Source organism: Paenibacillus sp. A3M_27_13, from assembly GCF_024213315.1.
Taxonomy (GTDB): Bacteria; Bacillota; Bacilli; order Paenibacillales; family Paenibacillaceae; genus Paenibacillus; species Paenibacillus polymyxa_B.
On record NZ_JANAVE010000011.1, the window covers coordinates 28,631 to 45,745 of the forward strand.

Consider the following 17,115-nt stretch of genomic DNA (forward strand, 5'->3'; position numbering starts at 1 on the left):
GAAACGTAAACAGCTTCTAGATTTTTGGAGGAACATATACTAATGGAAAAAAGCTATACGCATAATAGAACCAGAGCTCATCGGATGAAGAGAAATAGAAGAAGACTACTGTTTATTATTATCATTTGTATTGTTCTAATTATTTTAAAACTCTTTGATATCTTTAGTAGTAAACAACAGCCGGTAAAAACGATTGAATTTGCAGAAAAAATAAACTCAGTATCAACCGACAAATTAAATAACGAATCCAAAGGGAGCGAATCACCTCTAAAAAATGTTTCGGGTGTTGAAGATGCAGCATTTGTTGAAAAATACTTGAATCAGCAAATGCAAGGACATCGGCCTGAGGGGATAGACGGTAAAAAAGTAGTCTATTTATCTTTTGATGATGGCCCATCGGTCACCGTAACGCCTAAGATATTGGATGTTCTTAAAGAAGAAAATGTGAAAGCAACGTTTTTTGTGGTAGGAAAGGCAGTAGAAGAAAATGAAGTGGCTAAAAAAATAACAAAAAGAGTAGTTAAAGAAGGACATGCTATCGGAAATCATACCTACTCACATGACTACAGTTATTTATATCCTAATCAAACTGTGAATTCGAGCATTTTTATGAAGGATATTGAAAAAACAAATCAAGTTTTAAAGCAAATATTGGGGCAGAATTTTTCCACAAGAGTAATTCGTTTTCCAGGTGGCCATATGACATGGCAGAGAAATGATCCCAATGGTATGGAAGTGCTGGACAAAGCTCTACATGATAAAGATTACCATCAGATTGACTGGAATGTGTTACCTAAAGATGCAGAAGGTGCACTTAAGAATGCTGAACAATTAATTCGCGAATTCATAAGGAACATGGGGACTAGAGAAAAAGCAGTGGTACTCATGCATGACACTTATGGGAAGGAAGAAACAGCCAAAGCCTTGCCTGAAATCATAAGATATTTAAAAAAGAAGGGATATGAATTTAAGACAATAAAGTGACTTGCCGATTCCAAACAAAACAGAAGGGACAAGCAATAATATGGATATTAAAGGTGTGGAGGATCTATATTTATCTTGCAAATCAGACCTCTTAGGCTATCTATTGAGGATATTGCATAACAAACAGGATGCTGAAGATTTGTTGCATGAGTGCTTTATTCGGTTTATAAGAGCTTCACCTGACTTGCCTCAAGATCGTATTCGATTTTATCTTCTGAGAATTGCTAAAAATTTAGCTATAGATTTAATCAGAAAACGAAAAAAGATGGATGAATACAACTTACGTAAGGAGCTGTTCCACTATCACTGGGATATCCTCGATTTTGAAATTCAAGAGGAGGTCAATCGAATTCTTTTGATGGCAAGTAATACCGAGCAAAGGACGGTACTTGAATTGCGTTTAGTCCGAGGATACTCCATAAAAGAAACGGCTAGAATCTTAAACAAGAGTGAAAATTCAGTAAAGTCTTCGCTGCACAGAGCTTCAAAACGCATTAAATTAAGATATATTTCCTGAACTGATTTGGACGACAGCAGACAATCTTTTATTCAGCAAATCGAAAGTACTAAATCTAAGAAAAAGAATAATTTCCGAAAGAGGAGTAGACATAGAGTCTGCTCCTCTTTCGTTCGATACAGAGATAAAGCAATAAGATCGATATTTTCCACCATAATAGATAATAAATATCCCCTTTTTTTGGATTGTTTCTATTTATAATGAAAACGCACCCATAACAATCAAAGGAGCTGATTTGTTTTGACACGTAACAAACGCTTAAGAAGATTGTCCACCGCCATGTTAACGGTGCCTATGCTCACGATGTTCGCTTCAGGTGCAATGGCAGAGCAGGAAATGAACGGACATAAGCCTCCGGTTTCTACTGGAAGCGGCGTATTTTATGAAATTTATATCAATTCTTTTTATGATTCGAATGGAGACGGACACGGTGATTTGAAAGGAATCACACAAAAACTTGATTACTTAAACGATGGCAAACCCCATTCGGGTAAGGATTTGCAGGTCAGCGGCCTCTGGCTTATGCCCCTTAATCCATCTCCAAGCTACCATAAATATGATGTAACTGATTACTATCAGGTGGACCCGCAGTATGGGAGTCTAAATGATTTCCGCACCTTGATGAAAGAAGCGGACCGAAAGGGCGTCAAGGTGATCATGGACCTTGTTATCAATCATTCGAGCAGCGAGCACCCATGGTTTAAGGAGGCCAGTGCCAACCCACAAAGCAAATACCACGACTATTACGTATGGGCGGATGAGAACACAGATCTGGAAGAAAAGGGCTCGTGGGGTCAGCAGGTATGGCATAAGAACCCGAATGGCGAAGGGTATTTCTACAGTACATTCTGGTCGGGCATGCCGGATCTGAACTTTGACAATCCCGAAGTCCGCAAAGAAATGATCAAAGTCGGCAAGTATTGGCTGCAGCAGGGTGCAGACGGGTTCCGGCTTGACGCGGCGATGCATATTTTTAGAGGACAGACGAAGGATGGTGCGGATAAGAACATCGCATGGTGGAATGAATTCCGTTCCGAGATGGAGAAGGTAAATCCAAATGTATATCTGGCAGGAGAGGTATGGGACAAACCGGAGACCATAGCTCCTTATTACGGACCGCTCCATTCCCTGTTTAATTTTGACCTGGGTGGAACGATTTTGAACTCCGTGAAAAACGGCCGAGATCAGGGTATCGCGGCATTCGCCGAGAAAACGCTGCAACTGTACAAATCGTATAATAAGGCGGCACTCGATGCTCCGTTCCTGAGCAACCATGACCAGACCCGTGTCATGAGCGAAGTGGGCGGAGATGTGCGAAAAGCCAAGCTGGCTGCTTCCATTCTTTTGACGCTTCCGGGTCAGCCGTTCCTCTATTATGGGGAAGAAATCGGTATGAAGGGAGAGAAGCCTGATGAGTATCTTCGTGAGCCTATGCGCTGGTACAAGGGAGATGGCCCTGGTCAAACGACGTGGGAGAAACCCAAATACAACACAGGCGAGGTATCAGTGGAAGCGCAGCTGAGGGACGATGATTCCCTGCTGGAAAGCTATCGCACACTCATCCGTCTGAGGGAAGAACATGAAGCTTTACGCAGCGACAGTCTGCAACCTATACAAGCAGGTTCTGCCAGCGTGACCGCATTTAAACGTACTTCAGGCAAAGAAGCACTATATGTATATCATAACCTGTCTGGAGAGCCGGTTACCCTGCAGATGAAAGATTTCGATAAGGGTAAATGGAAAGTGGTCTTCTCCACCTCAAAGAATGTAAAGGTGAAGAAAGGAACAGTTACAATTCCGGCTTACAGTTCTCTAATTACCGAAGAAGACAGAAAGAGCTGAATATACGGCAAAATTACTGTTCAGATGAAGCAGGATATATATCGATGAATCCAGTTTGGGGTGTTAACAGCACCCCATTTTTCTATATAAGTTTTGCTGCATACGAATAGAGGATTTAAAACCGTCAGGAGATCAGTTAAATGTCAAAAAGACAGTTTTTACGACGATTGTGTGTTGAACCGGGAAAATTACTCGTTTCAACTAGACCACTTCGATGTAAAGCACGCCCCTTAGAGTACACACAGGGAAGGATAAATGCATTCTCCAGTGTATATTCCAAGGGGCATTATTTAATACCCTCAATCATAGTAAAGATTGGACGATTCCATATGATTATAAAGGGGGTATGCCTTCCGGTACATTTCGGCTCTTGCTCTTAGCAAGCAACTGCTCATCAAACGGCAGATTCTCTCTGATCGCCCACAGGTCGTCATAGCTGAGAATCCAGCGATCGGCTCTAGACAGATCCTGCCGGCCGGAGCCGGGGTTGTGGAAGCCGATGCAGTGCATTCCTGCACTTTTGGCTGCCTGGACCCCGTTCTGTGAATCTTCAATAACGATGCAATGGGCCGGTGCAATGCCTAGCTGTTCGGCGGCGTATAAGAAGATGTCCGGTGCTGGCTTACCCTGCAATACCTCTTCACCGGTGATTCGAATGTCGAAGTAACGGCCAAGTCCTGTCTTTTCCATAATGAGATCAATTAGCGCCCGTGGAGAGGAAGAGGCTACCGCGACCGGAATCCCCTTCTCTTGAAGCCAGTCTAGCCACCGTTCCAGTCCGTCGATCGCCACAAGGCCCTCGTGTGCAATCATCGTCTGCATCACATTTTTTCGGTGATAGGACAGGGCCTCTTCTACCGTATTGGTGAGCTGATGTCTGTCCAGTACCTGACGCCACATAGATTCGAGTGTCACTCCAACATAGGTATGGTGCTCTTCTTCCGTCATGGACGCACCGAAATGGGCAAAGGAATTACGCTCGATCTCAAAATAAATCGGTTCGCTGTCTACTAGGACCCCGTCCATGTCGAAGATGACTGCCTTGACCGGAACGGACGCTGATGGGCCTCCCAAGCATTCATTATTTGGCTGCGCATCATGATGAATGGTTGTCATGTCCATTCTCCTCCTTGTTCGTATCTGGATTAGTTACCGGAGCCGTTCGATTGCAGCACAACCTTGATTGCCTGTGAAGAAGGCTGAAGGGTCCGCTCGTTGATATTGCATCCGAGGGTCAGAAAAGCCTCACGGTAGTCTTCCAGCGGATAGGAGTGGGTAATGATTTTTTTGGCGGGAACGATCTGCTGCTCAATCAGGTAATGAGCCGTGGAGAACGTTCCTAGGGAATCAATCGAGCCGATGATTTTGAGACTACGGTCAACTACCTCTTTCGGATTGAACGTGCTTGTCCCATCTCTCAGCCCCACCAGCATCAGATATCCGCCGCTTGTAAGCTGGGACAGTACCTGTGTACCGACCACGCCTGTGGTATCCACAATCATGTCTACCTGATTTTTTAACGGTGCCAGCTCATGAATGGCTGATTCCAGTGTGGCGTGCACGGACCACCGATCAGGGGCAACGGAATCCGCTATGGCGAGCCGTTCCTCCGAGATGTCAACGAGGCAGCCTGTGACACCTTTGGAAGCAAGAGCATAACTGTACAGAATTCCAATTGGGCCTGCACCAAGAATGATGGTTGTGAAGTTCGGCAGCAGGTGAATCTGGTTGATTCCGGTCAGCATACAGCTCAGCGGTTCGGTCAGTGTTGCTTCTTCGTAGCTGATATGATCCTTCAGCTTGTACAGAAAACGATCCTCCGTCACATAATAATCGGTGAACGTCCCGTCGGCGCTGACTCCGGTCTCTGTTACGGCTTTATGTGTGCAATGATTCTGTCTTCCTGTCCGGCACATTTCGCATTGACCGCAGTAATATGTTGGATCAATCACCACACGGTCCCCAGGCTGCAGTGAACTGACGGCTGATCCTACAGCGATCACTTCCCCCGCTGATTCGTGGCCCAAGATCGTGGACGGCACGGCATGATATTTGCCACTGATGATGCCTAAATCCGTACCGCATACGCCTGTCGCCCGGATCCGGACGAGTACATCGTTATCTTTTTTAATCTCCGGGACAGGTCTTTCCTCAAGTGCGACATCCCAAGCTGATTTGTATACCAGTGCAAGCATAAATAGTCCTCCTTTTGCCTGTTAGGCAGATGGTTAGTGTAGGGTGGTCAGAACAGTGTCAAGCCGCTTAACAATTTCGACAATCTCATCTTCCGTAGCCGTGAGGGAAGGTCTCACTTTGACCACATTGCCATAACCGTAACGGGAGCCTCTGAGAATTAGCTGCTGTTCGGCAAAAGCGCGGTCGATAATCGCATTGCTCTTAACTGCATCTGGGGCATTATCCTCGTCGACAATTTCCAGTCCCCACATCAATCCGACGCCGCGAGCCTCACCGATGATGCAATCGTGCTTGTCGGCCATCTCCGTCAGCAGGGTTCCGAGCAGGCTTCCTTTGGACCGAACGGCTTCCAGAAAACCGGGCTCAGATACAACCTCCAGCGTGGCTTTGGCTGCCGTAACCGAGATTAGATTGCTGCCTGAGGTGAAGGAGTGCTCGTGCTTCTCCAGGACATTAAGCCGAGACTGCATTAATACCGCTGCTACCGGTACACCAATGCCGCCGAGACCCTTGGCGAGAGTAATGATATCTGGCTGGATATCCAACAACTCACTTGCGAACATGTAGCCTGTCCGCCCAATCCCGGTCTGCACCTCATCAGCGATCAGGATCAGCCCATACTCGTTGCACAGCTGACGGAGCCGCTTAAAATATCCTGCAGGTGGGATGATATTGCCTCCGTTGCCCAAGATGGGTTCAATAATCATGCAGGCCACAGAGCCTGAGCTTGCATACTCAATGGCATCCGATATGGCTTCGACGCATTGATAACCACACTTGTCAGGCGAAGAATTAAACGGGCAGCGATAGCAGTAGGGAGCAGGTACATGCAGGGAATTTGCTGCAGCCGAGTTGGGAAATTTCCTCCGCCGGAAGGCGTTGCCGGATATGCCTGTTGCGAACTGGGTCTGCCCATGATGGGATAAATACAGGCTGATTATATCGAGCGCTCCTGTATATTTCTGGGCTAGCTTCACAGCGCATTCGTTCGCCGTGGAGCCGGTAATATCTCTCATCCATCCCGCGTCGATGCCGTTCGGCGTATACTGGATCAGATGATCCAGGACTTCCTCGACGTAAGGCTCGGTAAAGGATGAGGACATGTGGGCAAGATTGGCGACTTGTTCCTGTACCTTGGTGACGACATGAGGGTGATTATAACCGAGCGATAGATTGAAGGTGCCAGACACGCCATCCAAATATTCCTTACCGGAATCGTCAATCAGAGTAATGCCTTTTCCGTATCTGAAGCGTTCTTTGGTTAAGGTATGCACGATGTTTCCCTCCATATCAGAATATACATTCTCATTAAGTACATTCTTTAAAAATTGTACTGCCCTGCTACAACATAACGCGGCGGGCCTCACCTCCCTCAAGAATAAAGAATCTCATCCTTCCTTGCCCTGATGGACAAGGGAGTCAACTACCCGTCTGCTCCTGCCATTCCACAGATGCGAGAGAATGACTGCCAGCAGTAAAATTAGGCTGAAAGCCGCCAAAATCCAAAGGGTAGTCGTCACCGACCATTCGCTCATGCTCCAGCCTGTTACATATTGAAGAACTGCTCCGCCAATTCCGCCTGACGCAATCAGAATGCTGGTCGTTCTCTCGGTCATTCCCGGAATCAGCAGGTTCGCATAGACGAGGGCAATACAGAAGAGACCGGACATGAATAACCCTGCACCAAAAATCAGAAGGTATGTAGCCCACTGACTGGATACAAACGCCATTGCAACCAGAAAGCAGAAAGTTCCGATTCCGCTCCACAGCAGGAAAGGAATATATCCTGCTGACTCAGCAATCTTCCCTGAGAACATGCGGCCGATGATCATCGCAATCCAGAGTATGCTAACACCCAACGAGGCTACGGATTCCCGAATCTGCAGGGTCTCGATCAGAATAGAGGGCAGGAAGTTCATGAGCCCCAGTTCAAGCCCCATGTAAACAAAGAAGAATACAATGAATATTCCCAGTAACACACGGTGCTGTACCGAGTACCGGGCTTGTTCGACCGATCGCTCAGAGGTTTGGAGATCTGCTTGGATAAGGTGGGAAGAGGAGGAAGCAGGCATGGTAATCCAGAACAGTCCCAGAATAAACGTCAGAAGGGAGATGGTGTAGAAGGTCAGATACCACATTCCAAGCCAGATATACAGGCTTACCACTGCGGGAATGAGCAGTGCACCAAGTGCAAAATAGACATCCAGCTTGGACATGGCTACGGCTTTCTGCTCTTCGGTGAACTCAATCGTGAACGCTCCGATGGACGACTCAATGATGCCTGAGCCGAAGCCAACCCAGATGGTCATCACGATAACCCAGGTCCATGAGGGGAGTACACCCAAGAAGGCATACCCTGCCACGATACTAACCAGAGCAATGGACAGCATAGACTTGCGACCGATGTGTAGAGCCATGAAGGGGGAGAACAGAACGCCGACAAGAAATCCGAAAAACTGAAGGAACAACAATAATCCGCCATCGCTGTACCCCCGTCCATAGTAAGGCAGTAGAACCGGCAGTAATGCTCCAAGCACCACACTAGTAATGCCGATTAGCAGATAGAAAGCACAACTTAAAGCGAATAGTCTCTTCAAGGTCCGTCCCTCCATAAGTCTATATTTTTTATATGGATTCTGTTGCTTTACTAGATTATACCTTTTTATTGGAAATGTATATATCTCTTTATATAAAAAATGTAAAAATAATCGTTCGACAATTTTACACGTATTTGCTTAATCTAGTTAAGGCGAAACTTGGTTATCTGAAGAAACTGCAAGCGGAAGGGAGAAATAAGATCAGCCCAAATTGTTTTCGGGCGCCAAACCGCTCATAATTGAGGCATAACTTTGTGTTTGCAAAATTAGGTTAGTAAGGATACCTAACAGTGGTTTTACTTAATACAACTATGATTGATAGGGTAGGAAAAAGAATGTTAAACGCTTACAATTCAAAAGGGAGAGGGAATTTTATTCGAAAGTTGAGAAGGAGAAAAATGAAGAGGAGAAGAAGGAATGCAGTGCAGCATAATTATCAATAGTCATGTGTACGGCTTTTTTGAACTTTACAACAAAAGGAGTCTACCAAAATGAATTTTTATTTGGAAATCCCGGAGCTTGACCGACATTTTCCTTTCCGGAGCTTTATTAATAAAGGTGACGTGCTTTGCTATCCTCATTGGCATAAAGAAATTGAAATTATTTATGTGACTCAGGGAACCTTGGATCTGGGAATTAACGATATTTCGATACGGATGAAAAAAGGTGAAGTTCAGTTTATAAATGGGGGTGATGTTCATTATTTTTTGGCTTCTCCCGACAGCGAACGGGTGGTTATTCAATTTGATCTGAGCTTTTTTCAAGAGGTTTCCACATTAAGTGATCAGAAACGCCCTCTTAGATATATATTTACGGAGATGGAGCAATCAAGCTGGAACTGGCCAGAAGAAACAGCAGCTAAAATGCTTCCTCTGATTCAAAGCATTTATGATGAGAACGTCAACCACCACGAAGGTCATGCTTATATGATCAAAGCCAAGCTGTTTGAGATGTTGACTCTTATTATGCGTGAAGTGCCGAGAAGCAAGACGCCAAGGCTTCCTGAAATCTCTGAAAGAACCTTAACACAATCAAAGGACACCCTTTATAAACTGGAACGTATTTTTGAGTATGTGGAATGCCATTATCATGAAACCATCTCGCTGAAGAATGTCGCTGATTATATGGGTTTCAGTCCCTATTATTTCGCCAGACTGTTTAAGAAGAATACGGGGATGACCTTTGTAGCATTTTTGAATGATTACAGACTGAATAAGGCAAAATGGATTTTGTTGAATGAAAACAATCCGATCACTGAGGTCGCAGAGGCAGCAGGATTCAGTAGTGTAAAGACGTTTCATCATCTCTTTAAGGAAGCGACAGGAACATCACCATTGAAATACCGCAGGACAATATTCGGGAATAATACAGCAAGAAATGAGGAGGAAAGCTTTTCATGAGATTTGTATGATAGAGCTATCCGACGAAGTGAAGGGAGAGTTACGAGGACATTAAAATTTATGGATCCATGAGCAACCGCTTGATATGCGGTAGGCTTAAATCAGAAGTGGAGGAAGATGAAAATGGGCAATCGTATATACAATGTAGTCATTATCGGTTATGGAGGCATGGGAAGCTACCATGTTCAATTGATCGAATCTAATCAGCAACTTGCCGTTGGCGGTGTATATGATATTGTTGATTACCGAATGGAACTGGCTGCGGCTGCTGGCTATAAAACCTACGCTAGCCTGGATGCTGTTCTGGCAGATCAGGCCGTGGATATTGTTTTGATAGCAACACCTAATGATGTTCATAAGGAAATCGCGATCCAGGCGCTACAAGCTGGAAAACATGTCATTTGCGAAAAACCAGTTACGATAACGAGCGCGGATTTCTTGGATATTGTTGAGGTGGCGAAGAAAGAAAATCGTGTGTTTACGGTACATCAAAACCGTCGATGGGATGAAGACTTCCGAATTATAAAAGATATAATTGGCAATAAGACCGTAGGCGAGCTTTTCCAGCTGGAATCGCGAGTTCAGGGGGCTAATGGGATTCCAGGTGACTGGCGGCAACTAAAGGCGTATGGAGGAGGAATGCTGCTGGATTGGGGAGTACATCTATTGGACCAGCTGCTTCAGATTACGGACAGCAAAATAGAAAGCGTAGCTGCTACCCTAAGCTATATTTTGGGGACTGAAGTGGATGACGGCTTTACCAGCTTTATTGAGTTCAAGGACGGCCTGAAAGCAGTCATTGAAGTGGGTACAACCAATTACGTAAAGCTGCCGCGCTGGTATATTAAAGGAACCGAAGGAACCGCAGTGATTAGGGATTGGGATTTGAGCGGAGAGATCGTCACCCGAAATCCAGATGTCGCTCACGTGGAACCCAAGCCGATTCAAGCAGGTCAAGGATTGACGAAAACGATGGCGCCGCCATCTGAGGAATCCACCCTTAAGTTCCCGATTGAGAAAATACCTGCTGCTGCAGAAAGCTTTTATGAAAATTTTGTCTCCACCATCGAAGGAAAAGCGGAGATTGCAATCAAAAGCGAAGAAGTACACCGTGTATTGGTGCTGATTGAGACGATTTTTGAGGCGGGGGCAACCAAAAGCGTGATTCGAAGAACTATTTAGATCTGCTGCTTTATTTTCGATCCGTCATAAGAGAGATATATAGGAGCCTGGAGAGAACCAAACAGATTTATTTAATGAAATTTTGGGATGCATTTAAGTAATCAGAAACCTTTGAAATGGTGAGCAAAATAATTTTGCCCACCATAAAACACAAGCGGGTATCGCTCCACAACCGAATTCTATTGCTTGATCATTTTTAAGTTGCTGAGATTTCGAATAGGTTTAATTTACACGTAAAAAGAAAAAGATGTTTTTACATAAAATCCGCTATTTCCTCCTTATAAATCAACATATTCCACTCTAAATTCTTCCATAAAAACATAAAATAATCCATGAAAGTGCTAGAATAATCATTTGTATGAGAAAGAGGAAGGGAGAGATCGTTTATTGTACTGTGCGACCAGAAGAATATAGATGAAGGGACGTAGAGAATGAGGAGTTATAAACGAAGATCTTGGAAACGCTTATTTTTACTCATGATCACGGGGATACTTGTATTAACATCAGTAAGTGTTGTTACGCCGATCAATGCTGATGAATCGCCTAAAAACGTTACAAGTACATCAGTAAAACTTTCATGGAAAGCCTCCGAAGACATCTCCAATGGTAGTAGAGTATCAGATTACGATCTCTATCGCAACGGTTCTCTCATCAAGCAGAATATCTCCGATGCAACATATGCCAATCTGCCGAAGAACCTTGATTTGACAGCCCTTCCAGACAACCAAGCGATAGTTTACTATTTTAAGAAAAGCCGTGGCTGGAGCGATGTAAATATCCACTATGCTCCCGATGGTTCATCCTGGACATCCCCGCCGGGTATCAGCATGAATGAAAACGCTTGCTTGGATTGGGCCAAAAAAACTATTGATCTTGGCTCCAAAACATCGATGAAAGCAGCATTTAACAACGGCTCTGTCTGGGATAATAATAAAGGCGCTGATTATCATTTAGCTGCTGGTTTAAGTACCGTCAAAGACGGTATCGTCACAACAACCGGAGCTAAGAATCCGTGTAACCCTCCGGTTATTGATTTAGAAGCACCTTCTATACCTCAATTATTGATAGCCAATGCCGATGGACTACGAATCCAATTAGAATGGGATCCTTCTGTTGATAATGTTGGTGGAAGTGGAATCGGCGGGTATGAGATCACTCGCACAGGAGGAACTAAAGGCAAAAAGGTCTATACGACGACCCGTACTACCTTCCAAGATTCATTATTGGAGGCGAAAACGACATATACGTATACAGTTAAGGCATACGATAAAGCAGAACCAGCCAACAAATCGGAAAGTAGTATTGAGGTGAGTGCAACAACAGGAACTTCATCACCTCCTGCTTCAAAGGGAAGTCCGATCGGAACAGATATGCGTGAAGATTCAATTTACTTTGTGATGACTGCCAGATTCTATGATGGGGACCCTTCGAACAACCGAGGTGGTGCGAATCATGTTTCAAGCGGCAATGCAGCCAACAGTGATCCAATGTTTAGGGGCGATTTTCAAGGGTTAATCAATAAACTGGATTATATCAAGGCTCTTGGCTTCTCAGCGATTTGGATTACACCGGTTGTATTGAATCGATCTGATTATGACTTTCACGGCTACCATGGTTACGATTTTTTTCGAGTGGATCCCAGGTTAGAGTCACCAGGTGCAACATACCAGGATTTGATTAATGCTGCACACGACAAAGATATTAAAATTATACAGGATGTTGTGTACAATCACTCTAGCCGCTGGGGTGCAAAAGGTCTATTCACGCCAAAAGTATTCGGTATTCGAGATAATCAGTGGAGCTGGTACTATGACGAACCTCAAGAAGGAATCGAGTACGATGGCCTTCAGCAGAATGACGCAGGCAAGCCGTATAACGGTGACCTATGGTCAACGAAGGAACCGGAGGGCAACACCTGTCGGAATTGGGGAATCCCAATGAACTCAAAAACCTACAATTGCCAATGGCCCAACCCCACCTCTGGCATGTTTCCTTCACAGTACTATCACAGTTGCTGGATCGGCAATTGGGAAGGGGAAGATTCACGGAGTTGTTGGCTGCATGAGGATCTGGCTGACTTTAATACAGAGTCGAAGCCTGTCCAAGATTATTTAATTGAAGCGTACAATCGATTTATAGATATGGGTGTAGACGGGTTTAGGATAGACACCGCTGTGCACATTCCACGCGTTACCTGGAACCGTCATTTTCTTCCTGCAGCGCAGGAGCGGGCGATTGAGAAGTTTGGTGAAAAAGGACGTAATTTCTATATGTTCGGTGAAGTAGGTGCTTTCGTTAACGATAAATGGAACCGAGGTTCTGTGAATCATTCGGCTCAATTCTTCACTTGGAAGGAACGCAAAGAGTATAGCACCAATGATGAAGTAGCTGCGTTGGAACAATATCAACACGAAAATAATCTTGGTACAGCCAATCAGCCTTTATCCGATAATGCATTCCTCAAAGGGAATTTGTATCATGAACCGGACCATTCGCAATCCTCCGGGATGAATGTAATTGATATGAGGATGCATATGAATTTTAGTGATGCGAATAACGCATTTTGGAATGGCAAGGATTCGGATGACAGTTATAACGATGCGACCTATAACGTAGTGTATGTAGATAGCCATGATTATGGACCTAACAAATCATCGACCCGGTATACGGGGGGCACGGCTGCATGGGCTGAGAATATGAGTTTAATGTGGACTTTCCGTGGAATTCCAACATTGTATTACGGCTCAGAAATCGAATTTCAGGCAGGCAAGCCAATCGACTGTGGTCCAACATGTCCATTAGCAACCACAGGACGTGCTTACTATGGAGATCATATTGAAGGTACAGTAGTAGCCTCCGATTTCGGACAGGTAGCTTCTGCTTCAGGTTCGGTTGCTCAAACCCTGCAGCACCCACTTGTAAAGCACATTCAGCGACTGAATCAAATTCGAAGAAGTATTCCTGCCTTGCAGAAAGGACAGTATTCTACAAAGGATGTAAGCGGACAAATGGCGTACAAGCGACGTTATACGGATTCATCAAAAGGCATAGACAGTTATGCTTTAGTTACTGTTAGTGAATCAGCTGTTTTTCGGAATATTCCTAACGGCACTTATAAAGATGCTATTACCGGAGACGTCAAAGAGGTCACGAATGGGACGCTCAATCTGGCAGTTTCGGGCAAAGGAAACTTAAGGGTATATGTACTTGATCTCCCGGGTAATCCTGCTCCTGGTAAGATCGGTGAAAACGGGCCTTTCTTGAAGCCTTAATTTTTAAATATAAGAAGCATGGAGGGAATGACATTCCTAGGAGTGTCGGTGGTTTGAGGTTTTAAAAACACACTCATAAACATATGGGTGTGTTTTTTTGGTGTTAAAGTAGCACAGATACCAAGAAGATGTAACATTTGCCGCAGCTTAGTACGTTAATGTAGACACCTTAACGTACTTAAGAGTATTCTTATGTGTACTTAAGAGGGACCCCATTGCAACCAAAACTAATGAATATGTAAGTATATAAAGGAGGCCCATATGTATGAAGTCTCATACCACTGACCGTATTAAAATCCCGCCAGGATTGTGGGCAGGATTATGTCAATTAGGGTTTGGCGCCCACGACGTCGCTCGCAAAGCACGATTGCCGATCACCATTATTACTGAACCAGTAGTCACCACCGCCCAATATTTCGCGATCTGGCAGGCATATTCTGATCTCATTGGTGATACTGCCCAAGGAATCATCAAGCTTGCGACCGTCTTTGATACAGCGAAGTACCCACCGACCGTCTTAGCGACTTACCACGCTCGGGACTACCGCGACGCTCTAAACCGAATGGCTCGGTACAAACAACTGTGTCCCCCGGAAAGCCTACATATCACTGAGGAGGGCGAGCACTGCACAATTGATTTGGAATGGCTGTCTCCCGAGCAATCTGGTCCGCGGATGCTGGTTGGTATCACGCTGGCTTGTCTTCTGGAGATTGGACGCCGGGGCACAGGTCAACCTTTGACCGCGCAGCTTGTTGAATTTTCGAACTCCATGGGTGATGTACAGGCGCTTGAAGCTTACTTCGGCTGTCGTATCCGGATTGGTGCAAAACGTAACCGATTGACGCTACATCGAAGAGATCTGGGCCGCCCCTTTGTCTCGTACAACGAAGAGCTGCTGGAGATCCTGACTCCTGTTTTGGACCGGTCGTTGGATGAACAGCAGCGCAGCCGCTCAATTAGCGAGATGGTCAAATGGATCATGAAACGTAGCCTTACAGGAGGGCGCCCCGACATTCAGGCTGTGGCGAAGGAGCTCGGTATGAGCGATCGTACCTTGCAGCGCCGGCTTACTGACGAAAACACGAGCTTCAAGCTTCTGTTGACACAAGCTAGACATGAGCAGGCACGAAAGTACTTGGCAGACCCCTCGCTTGATATTAAAGAGGTGGCATTCTTGATTGGATATGAAGACCAGAACTCGTTTTACCGCGCCTTCCGCCTATGGGAGGGTGATACACCTTCAAATTGGCGGACTGAACATCAAGGTACAAACTCGATATCAGGAGCACGCTAGGACTGCCGACTATTCATTGATTCAATTCCTAATGAGTTTTGTCATTTGGCGTGTTAAACAAGAACTTTGGCGCATTATACTAGTTACTGGACAATCCAGACAAGATAACATAATCACTATCCGGAGCACAAGACTGTTTTAAAAAAGGAGAAGTGTATTATGGATATGGGATTAAACCATAAAACAGCTTTAGTTACAGGATCAACGAAAGGTATAGGTAAAGCAATTGCCATTGAATTAGCCCAAGAAGGTGTTAATGTACTAATTAATGGACGAAATTATGAAGAGGTAGAACGAACTGTAAATGAAATTAAGTCAGATTTCCCAGCTACCTCTCCTCAAAATGCCACAGCCGATATTGTGGATATTGGACAAAGAGATGCTTTATTCGAAAAATACCCTAATATTGATATTTTAGTTAACAATACGGGTATTTATGAAATTATGCAATATGAGGACGTAGACGATGAAGTATGGGAAAAATACTTCCGCACTAACGTTCTTGCTGCAAATGGATTATCAAAATTTTATTTACCTAAAATGTTGAAAAATGATTATGGCCGCATTATTTTTATTGCGAGTGAAGAAGCAATTATGCCTTCAGGACAAATGCCTCAGTATTGTATGACAAAATCTATGTTGTTATCATTGTCAAAAAGCTTATCTAAATTAACAATAGGAACAGAAGTTACAGTCAATACGATCATGCCAGGACCAACACTCTCGGAGAATGTGCACCAAATCATTGAGAGTATGTATCCTCATGAAGATATGACTTTTTTAGAAAAAGAGAAAGATTTTATGGTTACCAACCTGCCTCAATCTGAAATACAGCGATTTATCAAGCCTATTGAAATAGGTAGACTAGCTACATTTGTATGTAGTCCTTATGCATCTGCATTTAAAGGTTCTCCAATCCGTATGGATGGAGGAATGGTACCGACTATTTTTTAGCGCTTGTGGAGAAGCTTGCTGAAATTAGCGCTGACATTGCGGAACATTATGATAAGATGAAGTCAAACATCACTCGAGGGTAGGATGAGGATCATGAACCATTTTGCTATGTATGGAAAGTTGACGGCACGTCCAGGGCAAAGGGACGCTCTTGCAGACATCTTGCTAGAAGCGGCCGATCTGTTGAAGTCGAATAATGACTGCTATTTGTATATAGTCAATGTGTCAGACGACGACCCGAATGCGGTGTATGTGACCGAACTGTGGAAAGATGCAGATGCCCATGCAGCCAGTCTTAAGAACGAAGAGGTACTGGCGTCGATACAACGCGGCCGACCGTTAATTATCGGAGCGGAGCCCATTAAACTGCGTGCTCTAGGGGGAAAAGGCCTGTAGGGTCATGATGCAATTGCTGCTACCACAGCAGCCGATCACTCGGTTGCTTTTAAGCTAACCAGCAGGATAGTCCTAATGAAACGCTTTTGTAACATGTGAAAGGTTGGCAGATAAAATTGGCCCTGGTATAATAAGGGTAATTCACTAAGGAGAGATTTTTTTGTCTGGAGCTGTTCTTTACTAATCCAATTCCATAAAAAGAGGTTTTCATGCACCTACTATTCGTCTGCCCAATTTTTGTATTACGGGTGGGATTTGAAAGCTTCGGAATTAGTTAAGAACAACGGATATTACCAGATCCTTAGGGATACCTGTTATAATGAGTCCAATCCGTGCTGGTTCAGCGCGGATTTTTTTTATGGCTCAAATAGCAGGTGATATGAGGGTAGGAATGACGTATGTTCATTCCTGCCCTTTTCTAATTTTTAGCAAAGGGGGATAGAAGGGAATTACTCCAATTTGGTCAAATACATCCAGACTT

13 protein-coding genes are annotated in these 17,115 nt (G+C 44.5%); 9 read left to right on the forward strand and 4 right to left on the reverse strand.

The window, feature by feature from the left end:
* Positions 1-42: 42 nt before the first annotated feature.
* The 3 genes from NLX82_RS24725 (at position 43) to NLX82_RS24735 (ending at position 3,343) form a co-directional block, all read left to right on the forward strand.
* On the forward strand, positions 43-984 hold the full coding sequence (locus NLX82_RS24725; RefSeq protein WP_254349210.1) for a polysaccharide deacetylase family protein: 942 nt from the start codon (positions 43-45) through the stop codon (positions 982-984).
* A 40-nt stretch (positions 985-1,024) separates the two neighbouring features.
* A complete protein-coding gene (locus tag NLX82_RS24730; RefSeq protein ID WP_076160457.1) occupies positions 1,025-1,501 on the forward strand; it encodes an RNA polymerase sigma factor in 477 nt (158 codons plus the stop codon).
* Between the two features lie 240 nt (positions 1,502-1,741).
* Positions 1,742-3,343 (forward strand): alpha-amylase family glycosyl hydrolase, encoded by a 1,602-nt coding sequence (locus NLX82_RS24735; protein WP_076160454.1) that lies wholly within the window; start codon positions 1,742-1,744, stop codon positions 3,341-3,343.
* A gap of 333 nt (positions 3,344-3,676) precedes the next feature.
* Here the strand turns inward: NLX82_RS24735 and NLX82_RS24740 are convergent, their stop codons facing one another.
* The 4 genes from NLX82_RS24740 to NLX82_RS24755 form a co-directional block, all read right to left on the reverse strand.
* Positions 3,677-4,459, reverse strand: a complete 783-nt coding sequence (locus tag NLX82_RS24740; protein ID WP_076160451.1) for an HAD family hydrolase — start codon at positions 4,457-4,459, stop codon at positions 3,677-3,679.
* A gap of 29 nt (positions 4,460-4,488) precedes the next feature.
* Entirely contained in the window at positions 4,489-5,538 is a 1,050-nt protein-coding gene (locus NLX82_RS24745; protein WP_254349211.1) for a zinc-dependent alcohol dehydrogenase, read from the reverse strand.
* Between the two features lie 33 nt (positions 5,539-5,571).
* Positions 5,572-6,813: an aspartate aminotransferase family protein gene (locus tag NLX82_RS24750; RefSeq protein ID WP_023988584.1), complete on the reverse strand. Its 1,242-nt coding sequence runs from the start codon at positions 6,811-6,813 to the stop codon at positions 5,572-5,574.
* A gap of 114 nt (positions 6,814-6,927) precedes the next feature.
* Positions 6,928-8,136: an MFS transporter gene (locus NLX82_RS24755; protein WP_028541303.1), complete on the reverse strand. Its 1,209-nt coding sequence runs from the start codon at positions 8,134-8,136 to the stop codon at positions 6,928-6,930.
* Positions 8,137-8,627: 491 nt separating this feature from the next.
* On the opposite strand from NLX82_RS24755, the gene NLX82_RS24760 reads away from it, so the two are divergent.
* The 6 genes from NLX82_RS24760 (at position 8,628) to NLX82_RS24785 (ending at position 16,634) form a co-directional block, all read left to right on the forward strand.
* Positions 8,628-9,536, forward strand: a complete 909-nt coding sequence (locus tag NLX82_RS24760) for an AraC family transcriptional regulator (protein WP_075154199.1) — start codon at positions 8,628-8,630, stop codon at positions 9,534-9,536.
* A gap of 117 nt (positions 9,537-9,653) precedes the next feature.
* Entirely contained in the window at positions 9,654-10,718 is a 1,065-nt protein-coding gene (locus NLX82_RS24765; protein ID WP_023988587.1) for a Gfo/Idh/MocA family protein, read from the forward strand.
* Between the two features lie 431 nt (positions 10,719-11,149).
* Complete coding sequence (locus tag NLX82_RS24770; RefSeq protein WP_075154200.1) at positions 11,150-13,990, forward strand: alpha-amylase family glycosyl hydrolase; 2,841 nt, start codon at positions 11,150-11,152, stop codon at positions 13,988-13,990.
* Between the two features lie 265 nt (positions 13,991-14,255).
* Positions 14,256-15,284, forward strand: coding sequence for a helix-turn-helix transcriptional regulator (locus tag NLX82_RS24775; protein ID WP_069080501.1), 1,029 nt, complete (start codon positions 14,256-14,258; stop codon positions 15,282-15,284).
* Between the two features lie 159 nt (positions 15,285-15,443).
* Complete coding sequence (locus NLX82_RS24780) at positions 15,444-16,238, forward strand: SDR family NAD(P)-dependent oxidoreductase (RefSeq protein WP_069080502.1); 795 nt, start codon at positions 15,444-15,446, stop codon at positions 16,236-16,238.
* A gap of 93 nt (positions 16,239-16,331) precedes the next feature.
* Positions 16,332-16,634 carry a putative quinol monooxygenase gene (locus tag NLX82_RS24785; protein WP_028541298.1) on the forward strand — a complete coding sequence of 101 codons (303 nt, stop codon included), beginning with the start codon at positions 16,332-16,334 and terminating at the stop codon, positions 16,632-16,634.
* The last annotated feature ends 481 nt before the right edge of the window (positions 16,635-17,115 follow it).

Coding starts and splice junctions, on each gene's coding strand:
- NLX82_RS24775 (WP_069080501.1), top strand. CDS start 14,256: ATGAAGTCTCATACCACTGACCGTATTAAAATCCCGCCAGGATTGTGG.
- NLX82_RS24770 (WP_075154200.1), top strand. CDS start 11,150: ATGAGGAGTTATAAACGAAGATCTTGGAAACGCTTATTTTTACTCATG.
- NLX82_RS24745 (WP_254349211.1), bottom strand. CDS start 5,538: ATGCTTGCACTGGTATACAAATCAGCTTGGGATGTCGCACTTGAGGAA.
- NLX82_RS24765 (WP_023988587.1), top strand. CDS start 9,654: ATGAAAATGGGCAATCGTATATACAATGTAGTCATTATCGGTTATGGA.
- NLX82_RS24730 (WP_076160457.1), top strand. CDS start 1,025: ATGGATATTAAAGGTGTGGAGGATCTATATTTATCTTGCAAATCAGAC.
- NLX82_RS24740 (WP_076160451.1), bottom strand. CDS start 4,459: ATGACAACCATTCATCATGATGCGCAGCCAAATAATGAATGCTTGGGA.
- NLX82_RS24760 (WP_075154199.1), top strand. CDS start 8,628: ATGAATTTTTATTTGGAAATCCCGGAGCTTGACCGACATTTTCCTTTC.
- NLX82_RS24785 (WP_028541298.1), top strand. CDS start 16,332: ATGAACCATTTTGCTATGTATGGAAAGTTGACGGCACGTCCAGGGCAA.
- NLX82_RS24780 (WP_069080502.1), top strand. CDS start 15,444: ATGGATATGGGATTAAACCATAAAACAGCTTTAGTTACAGGATCAACG.
- NLX82_RS24725 (WP_254349210.1), top strand. CDS start 43: ATGGAAAAAAGCTATACGCATAATAGAACCAGAGCTCATCGGATGAAG.